The organism is Streptomyces sp. DH-12 (assembly GCF_002899455.1).
Taxonomy (GTDB): domain Bacteria; phylum Actinomycetota; class Actinomycetes; order Streptomycetales; family Streptomycetaceae; genus Streptomyces.
The window spans coordinates 5,749,500-5,766,801 of record NZ_PPFB01000001.1 but is presented as its reverse complement, the minus strand read 5'-3'; the positions used below and the strand labels follow the sequence as shown (position 1 = coordinate 5,766,801).

Sequence of the window (17,302 nt, the reverse complement as noted above, 5' to 3'; positions counted from 1 at the left end):
CTGATCCCAACCTAATTGATCAGCGCTGAGGAGGACGGAAGTGCCCGGAGAGCGAACCGGCCGGAGGGCGGGCGTGCGCGCCCGGCGCGTCGGGTGCTAGATCTCGCCGCGCAGCTTGGCGAGCGCCTCGGCGAGGATCGCCTCGCCGTCCGCGTCGCTGCGCCGTTCCCGCACGTAGGCGAGGTGCGTCTTGTAGGGCTCGGTGCGCGGCGGGTCCGGCGGGTTGTCGCGGTCCTGCCCGGCCGGGAAGCCGCAGCGGGGGCAGTCCCAGGTGTCGGGCACCTGCGCGTCGCTCGCGAAGCTCGGCTGTGTCTCGTGCCCGTTGGAGCACCAGAAGGAGACGCGCAGCCGCGGCGCGGACTCGCCGCGCTCGGCCTCGCCCATCGGCCCCGCCCCGACCCGGCTCCCCCGGATCGCGTTGCCACTTGCCACGGTCGTAACTCCCTGCGTAATGGTGCCGCGAAGCGATTCGGCGTACCGCTTCGCCGCGGGCGCCTCAGTCTACGTAAGGCCCAACGCGCGTCCAGTGATAGGAGTTACCTGTCTCCGCATCCAGACGCAAGCCCCATGATAGGCCGCGCTCAGCTGCGCGTACCGAACATGGGGCGTTACGTGGGGATGCGGGCTGATCGCGCCGCGTGGGTCAGTCGTTCATCTTCATCATGATGCCGAGCACCACGATGCACGCGGCCCACAGCAGACCGACCACGACCGTGATCCGGTCGAGGTTGCGCTCGGCGACCGAGGAGCCGCCGACGGACGACTGCATGCCACCACCGAACATGTCGGAGAGGCCGCCGCCCTTCCCCTTGTGCATCAGCACCAGCAGCATCAGCAGCAGGCTGAAGACGATCAGGGCGATGGAGAACCCCAGAACCACGGCTGGACCAACTTCCTCGGAAACGGATGGACGACACGGGGTCCAGCACGGGACTGGACCCCGCAAGAGTACGACGGATCAGCCCTGTGGCCTACTCCCGTCCCCGGGGTGCGCCCGCGCGGGGCGCACCCCCGGTCACTCACTGGTCGCGGAAGCGGATGATCTTGACGAACTCGTCGGCGTCCAGCGAGGCGCCGCCGACCAGGGCGCCGTCGATGTCGGGCTGCGCCATGATCTCGGCGACGTTGCCGGACTTCACGGAGCCGCCGTACTGGATGCGGACCTTGTCGGCCAGCTCCTGGGAGTACAGCTCGGCCAGCTTGCCGCGGACGGCCGCGCAGACCTCCTGCGCGTCCTCGGCGCCGCAGACCTTGCCGGTGCCGATGGCCCAGACGGGCTCGTAGGCGATCACGACCGACTCGGCCTGCTCGGCCGGGACGTCCTTCAGGCCGCCCTCGACCTGGGCGAGGGTGTGGGAGACGTGGTTGCCCGCCTCGCGGACCTCCAGTTCCTCGCCGACGCACAGGATGGGGGTGAGGCCGTGCTTGAAGGCGGCCTTCACCTTGGCGTTGACGACCTCGTCGGTCTCGGCGTGGTACTGGCGGCGCTCGGAGTGGCCGACCGCCACGTAGGCGCACTTCAGCTTGGCCAGCATGGGGCCGGAGATCTCGCCGGTGTAGGCGCCGCCGTCGTGGGCCGAGATGTCCTGGGCGCCGTACTTGATCTTCAGCTTGTCGCCGTCGACCAGGGTCTGCACGGAGCGCAGGTCGGTGAACGGCGGCAGGACGGCGACCTCGACGTCCTCGTAGTCCTTGTCGGCCAGGGCGAAGGCGAGCTTCTGGACCTGGGCGATGGCCTCGAGGTGGTTGAGGTTCATCTTCCAGTTGCCCGCCATCAGCGGCGTACGGGTGGTCATTGAGGGTCAGTCCTCCAGTGCTGCGAGGCCGGGGAGCGTCTTGCCCTCGAGGTATTCGAGGGAGGCGCCGCCGCCGGTCGAGATGTGGCCGAATGCCTGCTCGTCGAAGCCCAGGGTACGGACCGCGGCGGCGGAGTCGCCGCCGCCGACCACGGTGAAGCCCGGGGAGTCGAGGAGGGCCTGGGCGACCGTCTTGGTGCCCTCGGCGTAGTCGGGGTGCTCGAAGACGCCCATGGGGCCGTTCCAGAAGACGGTGGCGGCGTCGGCGAGCTTCGAGGCGTAGAGCTTGCGGGTCTCCGGGCCGATGTCCAGGCCCATCTTCCCGGCCGGGATGGCGTCCGCGGCGACGTTCTCGGGGTTGCCCGGCGCCTTGGCCCTCATGTCGGGGAACTCGCCGGCGACCAGGGTGTCGACCGGGAGCACCAGCTCGACGCCGTTCTTCTCGGCGCGCTCCAGGTACTCCTGGACGGCCGGGATCTGGTCCTCCTGGAGCAGGGACGAGCCGACCTCGTACCCCTTGGCCTTGAGGAAGGTGTAGGCCATGCCGCCGCCGATGAGGATGCGGTCGGCCCTGCCGAGCAGCTGGTCGATGACGGCCAGCTTGTCGGAGACCTTGGCACCGCCGAGGGCGACCACGTAGGGCCGCTTGACGTCGTCGGTGAGCTTCTTCAGCACGCCGACCTCGGTGGCGATGAGGTGTCCGGCGTAGTGCGGCAGGCGGGCCGGGAGGTCGAGGACCGAGGCGTGTCCCCGGTGCACCGCGCCGAAGCCGTCGCCGACGTAGACGTCGGCGAGGGCGGCCAGCTGGTCGGCGAAGGCGCCGCGCTCGGCGTCGTCCTTGCTGGTCTCGCCCGGGTTGAAGCGCAGGTTCTCGAGGACCGCGACCTGGCCGTCGGCGAGGCCGGCGACGGTCGAGGCGGCCGACTCGCCGACCGTGTCGGTGGCGAACGCGACGTCGGCGCCGAGGAGTTCACCGAGGCGCGTGGCGGCCGGGGCGAGCGAGAAGGCGGGGTCCGGGGCGCCCTTGGGGCGGCCCAGGTGGGAGGCGACGACCACGCGGGCGCCCGCGTCGGCGAGCGCCTTGACGGTGGGCAGCACGGCGCGGATGCGGCCGTCGTCGGTGATGGCGGTGCCGTCCAGCGGCACGTTGAGGTCGGCGCGGACGAAGACCCGCTTGCCCGCGACGCCTTCGGAGAGGAGTTCGTCGATCGTCTTCATGGGGGCTCCCTGTCAGAGCAACGTGTTCAGCGACCTGTTCGCTCGTGATCGCTCGTGGTCGGAAGAGGGCGACCGTTCCGATACGTGCGTCAGGGCTCGGACGGCGCGTCGCCGCACCGTCCGAGCCCTGCACTCATATCAGGCCGCCCGCTCCACGATCAGAGCTGGTTGCCGATGAAGACCGTCAGGTCGACGAGGCGGTTGCTGTAGCCCCACTCGTTGTCGTACCAGCCGATGACCTTCACGTTCTTGCCCTCCTGGACCATGGTCAGGGAGGAGTCGAAGGTGCAGGACGCCGGGGCGTTGACGATGTCGGAGGAGACGATCGCGTCCTCCGTGTACTCCAGGTAGCCCTTCAGCTCGCCCTCGGCGGCCTTCTGGAAGGCGGCGTTGACCTCTTCCCTGGTGACCTCGCGGGAGAGCTCGACCACCAGGTCCGTGACGGAGCCGGTCGGGACCGGGACGCGCATGGCCATGCCGTCCAGCTTGCCCTTGAGCTGCGGCAGCACCAGGGCGGTGGCCTTCGCGGCGCCCGTGGTGGTCGGGATGATGTTCTCGGCGGCGGCACGGGCGCGGCGCAGGTCCTTGTGCGGGAAGTCCAGGATGCGCTGGTCGTTCGTGTACGCGTGGACCGTCGTCATCAGGCCCTTGACGATGCCGAAGTTCTCGTCGAGCACCTTCGCCATCGGCGCCACGCAGTTGGTGGTGCAGGAGGCGTTGGAGATGACGTGGTGGTTCGCCGGGTCGTACTGCTCGTGGTTCACGCCCATGACGAGCGTGATGTCCTCGTTCTTCGCCGGGGCGGAGATGACGACCTTCTTGGCGCCGCCGGCGATGTGCTTCTCGGCGTCTTCCTTCTTGGTGAAGATGCCGGTCGACTCGATGACGATGTCGGCGCCCAGCTCACCCCACGGGATGTCGGCGGGGTTGCGCTCGGAGAGGACCTTGATCGTCTTGTCGCCGACGGTGATGGTGTCCTCGGTGTGCGAGACCTCCTGCTTGAGACGGCCCAGGACGGTGTCGTACTTCAGCAGGTGCGCGGTGGTCGCCGTGTCGCCCAGGTCGTTGACGGCCACGATCTCGATGTCGGCGCCCTGCTCCAGCAGCGCGCGGAAGTAGTTCCGACCGATGCGGCCAAACCCGTTGATGCCTACGCGGATCGTCACGAACCGATCTCCTCGTTGGTGCGCCGGCTCTGACGCCGGCGAGCTGTATTTGGGATGTCCCCGACCACTGTCGACCCTACCTCTCCGGGGCCCCGGCCGTGACATCGAGTTGTCCCATACCCGGCGGGGCGGCCCGTACCCGTCAGTAGGGTACGGACCGCCCCAGGGCGACGGACTCCAGTCACCCTTTTCGCCGTCCTGCCGTCCGTGACCGCGTCCGCCGGCGCCGGTGTCACCCGCGGACGGCGGCCAGCGCCTTCCTCAGCAGGGCGGCCCGGTCGGCCGCCGAGGTGAGGTGCTCGAGACCGAATCCCAGCAGCACGGTGTCGCCCGTGGTGACCGCCGCGTAGGTCCGGAACAGCTCCCCGGTGCGGGCCCAGTCCTTCAGGACGGCCGGGCTGCCCGGGGGCGGTCCGGAGGCCCGCCAGGCGCCCAGGGACTCCTCGAAGCCCTCGGTCTCGGTGACGGTCCCACCGGTCACCAGCGAGGCCTCGTCGGCGAGGACGCCCCGGCCGCCGCTGCCCGGGTCGGTGACATAGGCGACCGACACCTCGGCCGTCCGGCCCGCGTAGGCGCTCAGGTCGAACTCCACCTGCCGCCAGCCGCCGGAGGAGCCGGTGAGGCTGTTCCACGAGCCGGTGGCGCCGGTCGCGGCGCAGCCGTCGTCGCCCGGCGTCAGATAGTGCTCCAGCCAGGGGTGCCCGGCGACGTAGAACCCGGCCGCGCACTCGGACGGCACGGTGGTGCGGGTCGCGCCGCCCGTCTCGGGCAGGGTCGTCCAGTCGTCGCCGCCGGCCGTGCGCGCCTCGACGATCACATGGTCGTAGCCCCGCTCGGTGTCCCACAGCAGCCGGGTGCGCAGGGCGGGCCGCTCGGCGGCGGTGACACCCGTGAGGTCGACGGTGCGGGTGAGGCGCTTGTAACCGTCGTCGGTGTGCACGGCGGCCGCCATGGAGGAGCCCGCGTAGGGCCCGTACGGGTTGACCGTGCCGGTGAACGACCCGGCTCCGAAGCTCGCGAACCGCGGGTACCGGTCGGCGGGCAGCTCGTCGGAGGTGAGGCCGTAGCCGCCGGCCCCGTCGAGCGGGTTCCCGGGCGCGTCGCCGAGCGGCCCGCCGGTGCCGGCGAGGCGTCCGGCGCCCGTGAACGCGGTGGCGCCGGAGGTGGCGGTGCGGGTGTAGGCGCCCAGGTAGTACTGGCTGAAGTCGTCGGACAGCACGCCGTCGCCGAGGTCGACGCTGCCGCCGGCCCGCTCGCCCGCCTCGATCAGCCGGCCGCCCTCGTTGAGGAAGGCCCGCAGCTGGAGCTGGGTGGCGACGCCCGGGACGGCCGCGCCGGTGTGGTGGACGACGGTGCGGAAGTGGCTCAGCACGCCCAGCGCGTCCGGCGCGCCCTTCTCCGCCACGTCCCAGACGGCGGCGCTCCGGCCGTTCGCCCGCAGCGCGTCGGTGTACGTCTTCGTGCCCGTGGCCTTCGCGCCCTCCTCGGACACGACCAGGACGTCCGCGCGGGGCCGCGGCGCCACGGTGTAGGTGAAGGGCTCGCTCGACACCTTCTTGCCGCCGCGGGCCTTGCCGGTGAACCACACCTCGACCCGGTCGCCCGGCTCACCGTGCCGCACCGTCGCGCGGTACTCGTCGAAGTAGAGGTCGTCCTCGCCGCCGTAGCGCTCGCCGCCCCGCCAGGGTCTGAGGTCCGCGCTGTGGGTGCGGCCGCCGTCGACCCGGTACCGCAGCTCCTTGTCGCGCACCGACTTGCGGGCCACGACGGAGATCTCCTGGTCACCGCCGCGCGCGTAGGACGTCGTGAAGGCCGCCGGGGTGAAGTCCGCGGCCTCCAGGCCGACCGCGGAGGACGGCCGGTCGGGGTGCGCGGCGGACTCGGCGACGGAGAGCGCGAACGAGACGTTCCTGGCGAACTCCTGCTGGATCAGCTTCTCGTCGTCCGGGAAGGTGAAGATCGAACGGCAGTCGGCGGGCTCCCAGGCGTCGTCGGGGTCGTAGGCGGAGGCGGTCTGGCAGGTCGACATCTCCGGGGTGAACATCGCCAGGCCGTTGACGTTGGCCGCGTGGCCGTCGGCCTCGCCGTTGGTGGTGTACAGCTCGGAGGAGAGCTGCGGGTGGTAGCCGGGGATCGCCGGGTTGTCCGGCGTGCCCGCGAGCGCCTTGTACAGCACGTCGTCGGGCGTCGGCGTGGCCACCTGCCAGCCGACCCCGTAGAGGAGCAGCTCGGCGGCGGAGTGGTAGTTGATGCCGTAGGTGAAGCCGATGCGCTTCTGGAAGGCGTCGATCGCCTTGGTCTCGGGCTCGGAGCCCGGGGAGGCGCCCCGGTAGGTCTGGCTGGTGGGGTCGGGCGAGGAGCCCTCGTCGTCGTAGCCCCACTTGTAGGGGAAGTTCCGGTTGAGGTCGACGCCGTCGCCGGTGCCGATCTTCCCGTCGCCGTTGACGTCCCGCAGGTTCTTGCGCCACAGGCGGTTGGCGTCGTCGGCGAAGGTGTGGTCGTAGCCGTCGGGGTTGGCGGAGAGGACGAACCACAGCTCGGTGGTGTCGACGATCCTCTTGATCCGCCGGTCGGTGCGGTAGCGATCCAGGTAGTGGTGCATCAGCCGGCGGGTCATCTCCGGCGTGATCCACTCACGGGCGTGCTGGTTGGCCATGTAGAGGACGGCGGGCCGGGAGCCGTCCTTGCTCGTGCGGGCCCGCTTGGTGAGCTTCAGGGCGAGGATGTCCTGCCCCCGGACCGTCTTCCCGATGGAGACGACCTTGGTGAGGGAGGGGTTGCGCTGCGCGGTGCGCAGGATCTCCTCCTTGAGGCCGCCCTTGCCGCTGTACGGGCGGAAGACGCCCTCGGCGGCGTCCGCCACGCGCTTCTCCGCCCGGGCGGGGAGCGTGTGCTCGGTGAGGTCGACGCCCTGTTTCCCGAGCTTCCGCGCCTGTCCCTCGGTGAGATACACCTCGACGGCGGCCGTGCCCCGTTCGGGCACCCGCTCGCCGAGTTCGTGGCCGTCCTGCCCCGCCGCCAGCAGCAGGGGCACCTGCTGCCGCGTGACGTCGGCGCGGTAGACCTTGACCTCGCCGGGATCGCCGGACGAGGTCGGTGCGGGTTGCGCCTGGGCGGCGGGTGCGAAGCCGGCTCCGCCGATCAGGAGCGTGCCGACGGCGAGGATCGATCTCGCTCTGCGTCTCATGAGCCCCCCTGGGAGAGGTCCGCCACGGCGGCGAACAGTTGCCAGGCTCATGACACAACATGATCGAGTCAAGGGCGCCCCCGCGACACACGGAACCGGCGCCGCTCACCCGACTGGGCGGCGGCGCCGGTGCTCCGGTCAGGCGTCGGACGATCGCGCGGGGCGCGTCAGACGCCGATCTTGTCGTCCAGTTCCTCGCTGAGGTTGGCCTCCGTGCCGGGGATGCCGAGGTCCGCGGCGCGCTTGTCGGCCATCGCCAGCAGCCGGCGGATGCGTCCGGCCACCGCGTCCTTGGTGAGCGGCGGGTCGGCGAGCGCGCCCAGCTCCTCCAGGGAGGCCTGCTTGTGCTCCATGCGCAGCCGGCCGGCCGCGGCGAGGTGCTCGGGCACGTCGTCGCCGAGGATCTCCAGCGCGCGCTGCACCCGGGCGCCGGCCGCGACGGCGGCGCGGGCGGAGCGGCGCAGGTTGGCGTCGTCGAAGTTGGCCAGCCGGTTCGCCGTGGCCCGCACCTCGCGGCGCATCCGGCGCTCCTCCCAGGCCAGCACCGACTCGTGCGCGCCCAGCCGGGTGAGCAGCGCGCCGATCGCGTCGCCGTCCCGGACGACCACCCGGTCCACGCCGCGCACCTCGCGCGCCTTGGCGGCGATGTGCAGCCGACGGGCGGCGCCGACCAGGGCGAGCGCGGCCTCGGGGCCGGGGCAGGTCACCTCCAGGGAGGAGGAACGGCCGGGCTCGGTGAGGGAGCCGTGTGCGAGGAAGGCACCGCGCCAGGCGGCCTCGGCGTCGCAGGTGGCTCCCGAGACCACCTGCGGGGGCAGGCCGCGGATCGGACGGCCCCGGCCGTCCACCAGACCGGTCTGACGGGCGAGCTGGTCGCCTCCGGCGACCACGCGCACCACGTAGCGGGAGCCGCGGCGCAGTCCGCCCGGCGCCATCACGATCAGTTCGGAGCTGTGGCCGAAGATCTCCAGGATGTCCCGCTTGAGCCGCCGGGCGGCCATGGCGGTGTCCAGCTCCGCCTCGATCACGATGCGCCCGCTGACCAGGTGGAGGCCGCCGGCGAACCGCAGAACGGCGGAGACCTCCGCCTTCCTGCAGCAGGTACGGGTGACGGGGAGCCGGCTGATCTCGTCCTTCACCGCTGCCGTCATCGCCATGGGCCGATCCTTCCATGCATCCGAAAAATACGGTCGTACGCGGCGGCCAACAGCTCCGGGTCGTGCCGGGGGCTTCCGTCGGTCCGGGCCACGGGGGCCAGCTCGACCGCGGCGCCGAACCGCTTGGCGGCATCGGTCAGCAAGTCGCGGTCGGGCACGGCGGCCTCGTCGGCCAGCACCACGTCCAGGGCGAGTTTAGGGGCGTGTCGCCCCAAAACCTCCAAATGACGCTGCGGGGAGAAGCCCTCGGTTTCTCCGGGCTGCGGGGCGAGGTTCAGCGAGAGCACCCGGCGCGCCTTCGTCTCGACGAGGGCGTCCAGCAGCTCGGGGACCAGCAGGTGCGGGATCACCGAGGAGAACCAGGAGCCGGGTCCCAGCACCACCCAGTCGGCGTCCAGCACCGCCGCGACCGCCTCGGGCACGGCCGGCGGGTCGTTCGGCACGAGGTGCACCGACTGCACCTCGCCCGGGGTGAGGGCGACGGTGGCCTGGCCGCGGACGGTGCCGATGTCGTCGGGGCGCTCCGGGTCGTGCCCCTTGACCAGCGCCTGGAGCTCCAGCGGCACGGCGGACATGGGCAGCACCCGGCCGTGCGCGCCGAGCAGCATGCCCACCAGGTCCAGCGCCTTGACGTGGTCGCCGAGCTGCTCCCACAGGGCCACGATCAGCAGGTTGCCGACCGCGTGCTCGTGCAGGTCGCCCTTGGACTGGAAGCGGTGCTGGATGACGCGCGCCCAGGTCTGGCCCCAGTCGTCGTCCCCGCACAGCGCGGCGAGCGCTTTGCGCAGGTCGCCGGGGGGCAGCACGCCCAGTTCGTCACGCAGGCGGCCGCTGGAGCCGCCGTCGTCGGCGACGGTGACCACGGCGGTGAGGTCGCCGGTGATCCGGCGCAGGGCGGCGAGCGACGCGGACAGACCCATTCCGCCGCCGAGGGCGACGACCTTGGGCTGTGCACCCCTGCGGCGCGGGCGCGCGCCACGCGTCTCGGCCGGCCGGCCGGCACGGCCCTCGGGGACCGCTCTGCGCAGCCGGCTCAGCCGCGGCGTACGTCGTGTCATTCCCGTCCCATGTCCCGGTGGACGACCACCGTCTCCACGCCCTCCGCGGCGAGCCGGGCGGCGAGCTTCTCCGACATGGCGACCGAGCGGTGCTTGCCGCCCGTGCAGCCGACCGCGATGGTCACGTAGCGCTTGCCCTCACGGCGGTAGCCCGCGGCGACCATGCGCAGCAGCTCGGCGTAGCGGTCGAGGAACTCCTTGGCGCCGGGCTGGTTGAAGACGTACGACGCCACCTCCTCGTTGAGGCCGGTGTAGGGGCGCAGCTCGGGGATCCAGTGCGGGTTGGGCAGGAACCGCATGTCCACGACCAGGTCGGCGTCGACCGGGAGGCCGTACTTGAAGCCGAAGGACATCACGGTGGCCCGCAGCTCGGGCTCCTCCTCGCCGGCGAACTGCGCGTGCATCTTCGCGCGCAGTTCGTGCACGTTGAGCCCGGAGGTGTCGATCACCAGGTCGGCGTCGCCGCGCAGCTCGCGCAGCAGCTCCCGCTCGGCGGCGATGCCGTCGACGATCCGGCCGTCGCCCTGGAGGGGATGAGGGCGGCGGACCGACTCGAAGCGGCGCACCAGGGCATCGTCGGAGGACTCCAGGAACACCGTGCGCCGGGTGACACCGCGCGCGTCGAGGTCGGCGAGGGACTCGCGCAGGTTGTCGAAGAAGCGCCGGCCGCGGACGTCGACGACGACCGCGATCCGCGCCACGTTGCCCTGGGAGCGCGCGCCGAGCTCCACCATGGTGGGGATCAGCGCGGGCGGCAGGTTGTCGACGACGAACCAGCCGAGGTCCTCCAGACACTTCGCGGCCGTCGACCGGCCGGCCCCGGACATCCCGGAGATGATCACCAGCTCGGGGATGCCCACCTCGGGCACCCCGCCGTTTTCCTTGCCCGTCTTCACCTGTGCTCCGTTGTCCTGCCGGATGCCGGCGCGGGCCGTGGCCCCGCCCGCCTGCTGCGCCGCCCGGTCCCGCTGCCCGGCAGACCCTGTCTCGTGCTCGGTCATCGCTCCTGCCCCCGTCGTTCGTCCGGGGCGCCCGTGGTCACGGGCGCCCCCGGAGAACCCGTCTGTTGCCCGGGTTCTTCCGTGTCATCCATGATCTCGCCCGTCGCCGTGTTCACAGCGGGACCGCCGGGTGTCGCCCGGACGAGAGCCGCGACGACCGTCTCGGCCGTCTTGCGCCCTATGCCCGGAACGTCACAGATCTGCTCGATCGTCGCCGACCGCAGCCGCTTCAACGAGCCGAAGTGCTTGATCAGCGCCTGCTTGCGGGTCTCGCCGAGACCCGGGACGTCGTCCAGGGGGCTGGACCGGAAGCGCTTGGCGCGCTTGCTGCGCTGATAGGTGATCGCGAAGCGGTGCGCCTCGTCACGGACGCGCTGCAGCAGGTACAGGCCCTCGCTGGTACGGGGCAGCACCACCGGGTCGTCGTCGCCGGGCAGCCACACCTCCTCCAGCCGCTTGGCGAGGCCGCACACGGCGATGTCGTCGATGCCCAGCTCGTCCAGCGCCCGCTGGGCCGCCGCGACCTGCGGCGCGCCGCCGTCCACCACGACGAGCTGCGGCGGGTACGCGAACCGCTTGGGGCGCCCGTCGTCCTCCGTGAGGGTGCTCGCGGGCGGCTCCGCGAGACCCGCGGCGGCCGTCCCCGGGTCCGCCGCGGCGCCGGGCTCCTCCCCGTCGGTCCACTCCCCCGTGCGCTCCTTCTCCGCCAGGTAGCGGCGGAAGCGCCGGGTGATCACCTCGTGCATGGACCGGACGTCGTCCTGGCCGGCGAAACCCTTGATCTGGAAGCGGCGGTACTCGCTCTTGCGGGCCAGCCCGTCCTCGAAGACCACCATGGAGGCCACCACGTCGTCGCCCTGGAGGTGCGAGATGTCGTAGCACTCGATGCGCAGCGGGGCGCTGTCCAGGCCCAGGGCCTCGCCGATCTCCTCCAGCGCGCGCGAGCGCGTGGTGAGGTCGGAGGCCCGCTTGGTCCTGTGCAGCACGAGCGCCTGCTGGGCGTTGCGCTCCACGGTCTCCATCAGGGCCTTCTTGTCCCCGCGCTGCGGGACGCGCAGGGAGACGTTCGCCCCGCGCCGCCCGGCCAGCCACTCCTGCACCGGCTCCACCGGGTCGGGCAGGGCGGGCACCAGCACCTCACGCGGGACGGCGTCGCCGGTCTCCTCGCCGTAGAGCTGCTGCAGGGCGTGCTCGACCAGGGCGCCGGTGGTGATCTCCTCGACCTTGTCCGTGACCCAGCCGCGCTGGCCGCGCACGCGCCCGCCCCGCACGTGGAAGATCTGGACGGCCGCCTCCAGCTCGTCCTCGGCGACCGCGATCAGGTCGGCGTCGGTGGCGTCCGCCAGCACCACCGCGTTCTTCTCCATGGCCTTCTTCAGGGCGCCGATGTCGTCGCGCAGGCGCGCGGCCCGCTCGTACTCCATCTCCTCGGCCGCCTCCGCCATCTGCCGCTCCAGACGGCGCAGGTAGGCGCCGGTGCGGCCGGCCATGAAGTCGCAGAACTCCTCGGCCAGCTCCCGGTGGTCCTCGGCGGAGATCCGCTCCACGCAGGGCGCCGAGCACTTGCCGATGTAGCCGAGCAGGCAGGGCCGGCCGGTGCGGGCGGCGTTCTTGAAGACGCCCGCCGAGCAGGTGCGCACCGGGAAGACGCGCAGCATCAGGTCCACGGTGTCGCGGATCGCCCACGCGTGCGCGTACGGGCCGAAGTACCGCACGCCCTTCTTCTTGTGACCGCGCATCACCTGCACGCGCGGGTACTCCTCGTTCATCGTCACCGCGAGGTACGGGTAGCTCTTGTCGTCGCGGTACTTGACGTTGAACCGGGGGTCGAACTCCTTGATCCAGGAGTACTCCAGCTGCAGCGCCTCGACCTCCGTCGAGACCACCGTCCACTCCACGGACGCGGCCGTGGTCACCATCGAGCGGGTGCGCGGGTGCAGCCCGGCCAGGTCCTGGAAGTAGTTCGCCAGGCGCTGGCGCAGGCTCTTCGCCTTCCCGACGTAGATCACCCGGCGGTGCTCGTCACGGAACCGGTAGACCCCCGGCGAGTCGGGGATCTCACCCGGTCTGGGGCGGTAGCTGGAGGGGTCGGCCATGCCTCACACCCTACTGGCGGGCACCGACAGGACGGCGGGGCCGGGGCGGGGGCGGCGGATCGGATCGGGGCGGTTCCGGGTGGCCTCCGGAGCCGGTCCGCGAGGTCCGGTGCGGGCCGGATGGGTTACGGCGGCCGGTAAACGGGAATGTGGGGGGTTCGCGCCTCGGGCGATCAACGGGGCCGGCGGACGGACCGCGGCCGTGGTCCGTCCGCCGGTCCGGACCGGCTCTCCGGCCGGTGGTCCGAGGCGGTCGTGACAGCGGTCGCGCGAGTGACCGCGAGTCGGGAGGTCGTATGCGACAGATGCGGATCGAGAAACCACGACGGCCGGCCCGGTACCGCCGGTACTCGGACGAGACGGCTGCCTTCCCCGAGTCCCTCGACCCGCGCGACCCCGACATCGTGCGCGCGAAGCGCCTCCGGGCCGCGGACTCGCGGCTCCGGGGCGGGGAGCACGCCGACGGGGCCTGAGCCCGGGACGAAGACCACGTAGGTCACGTAGGTCACCTATGCCATGCAGGCCACGTAGAGCACGAAGACGATGAAGGCCACGTAGAAGACATCCCGTACGCACCTCAGGGGGCCGTACCGGCCGCATGGCTGGTACGGCCCCCTCGCGTGTGCCGCCCTTGCCGCCAGACGGTTGTCGGGACTTGGTCAACACGCTTCAATGCGTGGGAACTCGGGGCGCTGAACGACGGCGTACGCGTGTGAAGACCGCGCCGTACCGACGGGGGCGGGCCCCCGGGACACTCCGTGCGAACGGTCTGACCAGCCGTTGTGACCTTCACAGAGAGGCCCCTGCATGCCGCACGCCACACAGCACGCGGACGTCGTCACCGCAGAACTGGACGCGGCCCTGCGCGGCGGCCCGTTCCATGTCGCCCTGCGCGCCGCGATAGCCGCGCGGGGACTGCCGTTGCAGCGGGTGCAGCACCACCTGTCCCGCCACGGCGTGAAGGTGGGCGTCACCAGCCTCAGCTACTGGCAGCAGGGCGCCCGCCGCCCTCAGCGCCCGGAGTCGCTGCGGGCCGTACGGGCGCTGGAGGAGATCCTGCAGTTGCCGGAGGAGTCACTGATCCGTCTGCTCGCCGAGACGGACGACCGGGCCGCGGACCGCCGCTCCGCCGGCCGCACCTACCGCTCCCTCATGGAGGTCTCAGGGGTCCTGGACAAGCTGCTGGCCGAGTTCGGCACCCCGCGCGACGGCGGGCTGCACACCCTGGGCCACCACGAGCGGGTGCGCATCGGCACGCGCCGGGAACTGGCGGAGCGCGAGTCCCACCACATCGTGCGCGCCCACCGCGACGGCGTCGACCGCTACGTCGCCGTCCACCACGGCGACCCGGGCGCCGACCCGGAACGCATGCAGGTGCGCACCCTGGAGAACTGCCGCGTCGGACGCGTGCGCCATCACCACGACACAGGCGTGCTCGCGGCCGAGCTGCTCTTCGACATCCGGCTGCGCGCCGGTGACACCTTCCTCTTCCGGTACACCGTGGAGGACGGCACCGGCGGTGTCTGCCGCGAATACGTACGGGGCGCGGGCTCCCCCGGCGGCCAGTACGCGCTCCAGATCTGCTTCGACTCCGCCGCGCTCCCCGTACGGTGCCACCGCTTCACCCAGCACTCGGCCGCGGCCCCGCGCGGAGGCCGCCAGGCGCTGGCCCTCAGCACGCGGCACCGGACGGTGCACCTGGTGGAACCACGCCTGCGGGCCGGCTACGTGGGGATCGCCTGGGACTGGGAATAGCCCGGATCCGGACCGAACGGGCTGGGGCGCGGGCTCAGGCGCGCGTCAGTCGGGGGTCATTCGGGGCTCAGTCGGGGGTCAGTCGGGGGTCAGTCGCGGGGCTTGGCGACCAGCGTGCCGTTCTTCACCTCGACGGCCAGCGGCTTCAGCGGCGCCACAGCCGGCTCACGCAGCGCCTTCCCGGTGGCGGCGTCGAACTCGCTGCCGTGACACGGGCAGATCAGCCTGGTTCCGTCCAGCTTGTTGATGGGGCACCCCGCGTGCGTGCACACGGTGTTGTACGCGGTGAACGAGCCGTCCTCGTCGCGGCTGACGACCACGTTGTGATTCCGGTACAGCTTGGCGCCGCCCGCGGCGACCTCGTTCTCTGGCCCCAGCTCGACGGGTCCGCTCAGCGGGGCGGACCTGTCGTCGCCGCCGCCCCCGCAGGCGGTGAGTCCCAGCCCCGCGACGGGTGTGAGGGCCGCGCCTCGCAGGACGGTCCGGCGGGTAGCGGCGGGTCGGGCGGACATGCGGGCTCCCACGGTTCGTGCGCGGTGGACGACTGTTCACCCGGACGATACCGGGGCGGGTGGGGCGGATTGCGGGTGGGTGGGGATGGCGGGGGCAGTGTGGAGGGGTGGGCGTAAGCGCTTGCGCAAGCGTTCGCGCAAGCGCTGACGTAAACGTTCGCGTAAGCGCTCTCGCAAGCGTTGGCGTGAACGTTCACGCAAACGCTGACGTAAACGTTCACGCAAACGCTTACGCAATCGTTTACGCCCCCTACTCCCGTACGATACGGTCCCCATCCGAGACCAAGGCCAAGACCAAAACCAAGACCTCTCAAGGCCCTGCACGAGCAGCGGACCCGCGCCACCCCAGCCCGAAGGAGAACGGACGATGGCGACCATGGCGGATGTGGCGCGCAGCGCCGGAGTCTCCATCGCGACCGTCTCACACGTGCTGAACGGCACCCGCCCGGTGCTCCCCCATACCCGCCAGGCCGTTCTGGACGCCGTGGAGGAGCTCGGGTACACCCCTAACACCCTGGCCCGCTCGCTGGTCACGGCCCGCACCCGGTCGATCGGGCTCGCGGTGTCGACGATCAGCAACCCGTACTTCACGGAGATCCTCCAGGGCGTCGAGGCGGCGGCCCTGGAGCGCGGGTACAGCCTCCTCATCGCCGATCCGCACGACGACCCGGAGCACGAGCGCACGGTCGTCCAACTGCTGCACGAGCGCCGGGTGGAGGGCATGATCGTGGCACCCTCCCCCGAGCCCGGCGAACTGCTCTCCTACCTGAGGCGGCACCAGGTACCGGCCGTCTTCCTGGACCGGCTGGTCGGCCCGTCCGCCGAGGACGAGCCGCCCCTCTTCGACCAGGTCTGCGCCGAGAGCACCGAGCCGACCGCCCACCTGGTCACCCATCTCGCCGAACGCGGTCACCGCCGCATCGCCCTGGTGGCCGGCCTGCCCGGACTCAGCACGACCGCCGAGCGGATCACCGGGTACCGGCACGGGCTCGCGGCCTCCGGACTGCCGTTCGACGAGCGGATCCTGGTGCACGGCGACTCGGAGGCCGCAGCAGCCGAACGCGCCGCGACCGAGCTGCTGGACCTCGGTTCGCGCCCCACCGCGCTGATCACCGCCAACAACGCCATGACCATCGGCGCGCTGCGCGCCCTGCGCGCCCACGGCCTGTCCGTACCCGAGGACATCGCCCTGTGCTGCTTCGACGACTTCGCCTGGGCGGACCTCTTCTCCCCTCGCCTCACGGCCGTCGCCCAGCCGAGCCGGGACATCGGCGCGCGGGCGGTGCACCTGCTGCTGGACCGCCTGGCCGCCCCGGACCGTCCGGCCCGCACCGAACGCCTCCCGTGCACCTTCGTGCACCGCACCTCCTGCGGCTGCCCGGAAGAAAGGAACCCCTCGTGATCGTCGTCGCCGGTGAGGCACTGATCGACCTGGTACCGCAGGGGGCGGGTGCGCTCGCCGCGCTGACGCCCGCGCTCGGCGGCGGCCCCTTCAACACGGCGGTGGCCCTGGGCCGCCTCGGCTCCCCCACCGCGTTCTGCTCCCGGGTGTCGCGGGACGCCTTCGGGGAGGCGCTGCTGGAACGGCTCAGGGTGACCGGCGTGGACGTGGCGTCGGTGCAGCGCGGTGACGAGCCGACGACACTGGCCGTCGCCACGGTCGGCGCCGACGGCTCGGCGGCCTACTCGTTCTACGTGGAGGGCACCGCGGACCGGTTGTTCAGCGAGCCCCAGGCGCTGCCCGCCGGTACCCGCGCGGTGTCCTTCGGCACGTGCTCCCTCGTGCTGGAGCCGGGCGCGAGCGCGTACGAGGCTCTGATGCGCGAGGCGTCGGCGGGGGGCGTGTTCACGGCGCTCGACCCCAACATCCGGGCGGGGCTGATCCCGGACGCCGACGTCTACCGGGCGCGGTTCAGAAGCTGGCTGCCGTCGGTGTCCCTGCTGAAGCTGTCCGCGGAGGACGCCGAATGGATCGGCGGGTCCCCGCGCGAGTGGCTCGCGGCCGGACCCTCGGCGGTCGTGGTCACCCGGGGCGGGGACGGTCTGACGGCGTACACCCGTGACGGCGCCGAGTACACGGTGCCGGGTGAGCGCGTCGCGGTGGTGGACACCATCGGCGCGGGCGACACGGTGAACGCGGCCCTGCTGCACGGACTGGCGGAGCGTGACGCGCTCAGTGAGGAGGGCGTGGCCGCGCTCGGCGCCGAGGGCTGGGAGAGCCTGCTGCGTTTCGCGGCGCGCGCGGCGGCGGTCACCTGTTCCCGCGCCGGTGCGGAGCCCCCGTACGCCCACGAGCTGGAACCGCGGACCGCCTGACACACGTGTGCCGTGCCGCGGAGGACTGTCTCCGGGGCAC

Annotated in this window: 15 protein-coding genes; 4 read left to right on the top strand and 11 right to left on the bottom strand. The window is 72.0% G+C overall.

Annotation, left to right across the window (positions count from 1 at the left end; genetic code table 11):
• Window positions 1-96: 96 nt before the first annotated feature.
• The 10 genes from C1708_RS24845 to uvrC form a co-directional block, all read right to left on the bottom strand.
• Window positions 97-432 carry an RNA polymerase-binding protein RbpA gene (locus C1708_RS24845; RefSeq protein ID WP_078066843.1) on the bottom strand — a complete coding sequence of 112 codons (336 nt, stop codon included), beginning with the start codon at window positions 430-432 and terminating at the stop codon, window positions 97-99.
• Between the two features lie 211 nt (window positions 433-643).
• Window positions 644-874, bottom strand: coding sequence for a preprotein translocase subunit SecG (gene secG, locus C1708_RS24840; protein WP_198602743.1), 231 nt, complete (start codon window positions 872-874; stop codon window positions 644-646).
• Window positions 875-1,019: 145 nt separating this feature from the next.
• Window positions 1,020-1,796 carry a triose-phosphate isomerase gene (tpiA, locus tag C1708_RS24835; RefSeq protein ID WP_106414758.1) on the bottom strand — a complete coding sequence of 259 codons (777 nt, stop codon included), beginning with the start codon at window positions 1,794-1,796 and terminating at the stop codon, window positions 1,020-1,022.
• A gap of 6 nt (window positions 1,797-1,802) precedes the next feature.
• Window positions 1,803-3,014, bottom strand: a complete 1,212-nt coding sequence (locus C1708_RS24830; RefSeq protein ID WP_106414757.1) for a phosphoglycerate kinase — start codon at window positions 3,012-3,014, stop codon at window positions 1,803-1,805.
• A gap of 158 nt (window positions 3,015-3,172) precedes the next feature.
• A complete protein-coding gene (gene gap / locus C1708_RS24825) occupies window positions 3,173-4,180 on the bottom strand; it encodes a type I glyceraldehyde-3-phosphate dehydrogenase (protein ID WP_106414756.1) in 1,008 nt (335 codons plus the stop codon).
• A gap of 232 nt (window positions 4,181-4,412) precedes the next feature.
• Window positions 4,413-7,367: a M14 family metallopeptidase gene (locus C1708_RS24820; protein WP_106414755.1), complete on the bottom strand. Its 2,955-nt coding sequence runs from the start codon at window positions 7,365-7,367 to the stop codon at window positions 4,413-4,415.
• Window positions 7,368-7,534: 167 nt separating this feature from the next.
• Window positions 7,535-8,524, bottom strand: coding sequence for a DNA-binding protein WhiA (gene whiA, locus C1708_RS24815; protein WP_106414754.1), 990 nt, complete (start codon window positions 8,522-8,524; stop codon window positions 7,535-7,537).
• Entirely contained in the window at window positions 8,515-9,582 is a 1,068-nt protein-coding gene (locus tag C1708_RS24810; protein WP_106414753.1) for a gluconeogenesis factor YvcK family protein, read from the bottom strand. Before C1708_RS24810 ends, whiA begins: the two co-directional genes overlap by 10 nt.
• Window positions 9,579-10,583: an RNase adapter RapZ gene (gene rapZ, locus C1708_RS24805; RefSeq protein ID WP_106414752.1), complete on the bottom strand. Its 1,005-nt coding sequence runs from the start codon at window positions 10,581-10,583 to the stop codon at window positions 9,579-9,581. Before rapZ ends, C1708_RS24810 begins: the two co-directional genes overlap by 4 nt.
• On the bottom strand, window positions 10,580-12,679 hold the full coding sequence (uvrC, locus tag C1708_RS24800; protein WP_106414751.1) for an excinuclease ABC subunit UvrC: 2,100 nt from the start codon (window positions 12,677-12,679) through the stop codon (window positions 10,580-10,582). Before uvrC ends, rapZ begins: the two co-directional genes overlap by 4 nt.
• Before the next feature lie 296 nt (window positions 12,680-12,975).
• Between uvrC and C1708_RS34485 the strand changes: the two genes are divergently transcribed.
• Together C1708_RS34485 and C1708_RS24795 are read left to right on the top strand one after the other, a co-directional pair.
• Window positions 12,976-13,152, top strand: a complete 177-nt coding sequence (locus C1708_RS34485; protein ID WP_198602584.1) for a hypothetical protein — start codon at window positions 12,976-12,978, stop codon at window positions 13,150-13,152.
• 334 nt (window positions 13,153-13,486) lie between these two features.
• A complete protein-coding gene (locus C1708_RS24795; protein ID WP_106414750.1) occupies window positions 13,487-14,434 on the top strand; it encodes a hypothetical protein in 948 nt (315 codons plus the stop codon).
• A gap of 89 nt (window positions 14,435-14,523) precedes the next feature.
• Here C1708_RS24795 and C1708_RS24790 read toward each other — a convergent pair whose 3' ends face one another.
• Window positions 14,524-14,946, bottom strand: coding sequence for a Rieske (2Fe-2S) protein (locus C1708_RS24790; RefSeq protein WP_106414749.1), 423 nt, complete (start codon window positions 14,944-14,946; stop codon window positions 14,524-14,526).
• A gap of 367 nt (window positions 14,947-15,313) precedes the next feature.
• Between C1708_RS24790 and C1708_RS24785 the strand changes: the two genes are divergently transcribed.
• A complete protein-coding gene (locus tag C1708_RS24785; RefSeq protein ID WP_106414748.1) occupies window positions 15,314-16,348 on the top strand; it encodes a LacI family DNA-binding transcriptional regulator in 1,035 nt (344 codons plus the stop codon).
• Window positions 16,345-17,262: a carbohydrate kinase family protein gene (locus tag C1708_RS24780; protein ID WP_106414747.1), complete on the top strand. Its 918-nt coding sequence runs from the start codon at window positions 16,345-16,347 to the stop codon at window positions 17,260-17,262. Before C1708_RS24785 ends, C1708_RS24780 begins: the two co-directional genes overlap by 4 nt.
• Window positions 17,263-17,302 lie beyond the last annotated feature (40 nt).

What these genes read in the sequence shown, in the direction of transcription:
- tpiA (WP_106414758.1), bottom strand. Translation starts at nt 1,796, where the DNA reads ATGACCACCCGTACGCCGCTGATGGCGGGCAACTGGAAGATGAACCTC.
- C1708_RS24830 (WP_106414757.1), bottom strand. Translation starts at nt 3,014, where the DNA reads ATGAAGACGATCGACGAACTCCTCTCCGAAGGCGTCGCGGGCAAGCGG.
- C1708_RS24820 (WP_106414755.1), bottom strand. Translation starts at nt 7,367, where the DNA reads ATGAGACGCAGAGCGAGATCGATCCTCGCCGTCGGCACGCTCCTGATC.
- whiA (WP_106414754.1), bottom strand. Translation starts at nt 8,524, where the DNA reads ATGGCGATGACGGCAGCGGTGAAGGACGAGATCAGCCGGCTCCCCGTC.
- C1708_RS24810 (WP_106414753.1), bottom strand. Translation starts at nt 9,582, where the DNA reads ATGACACGACGTACGCCGCGGCTGAGCCGGCTGCGCAGAGCGGTCCCC.
- rapZ (WP_106414752.1), bottom strand. Translation starts at nt 10,583, where the DNA reads ATGACCGAGCACGAGACAGGGTCTGCCGGGCAGCGGGACCGGGCGGCG.
- uvrC (WP_106414751.1), bottom strand. Translation starts at nt 12,679, where the DNA reads ATGGCCGACCCCTCCAGCTACCGCCCCAGACCGGGTGAGATCCCCGAC.
- C1708_RS34485 (WP_198602584.1), top strand. Translation starts at nt 12,976, where the DNA reads ATGCGACAGATGCGGATCGAGAAACCACGACGGCCGGCCCGGTACCGC.
- C1708_RS24795 (WP_106414750.1), top strand. Translation starts at nt 13,487, where the DNA reads ATGCCGCACGCCACACAGCACGCGGACGTCGTCACCGCAGAACTGGAC.
- C1708_RS24790 (WP_106414749.1), bottom strand. Translation starts at nt 14,946, where the DNA reads ATGTCCGCCCGACCCGCCGCTACCCGCCGGACCGTCCTGCGAGGCGCG.
- C1708_RS24785 (WP_106414748.1), top strand. Translation starts at nt 15,314, where the DNA reads ATGGCGACCATGGCGGATGTGGCGCGCAGCGCCGGAGTCTCCATCGCG.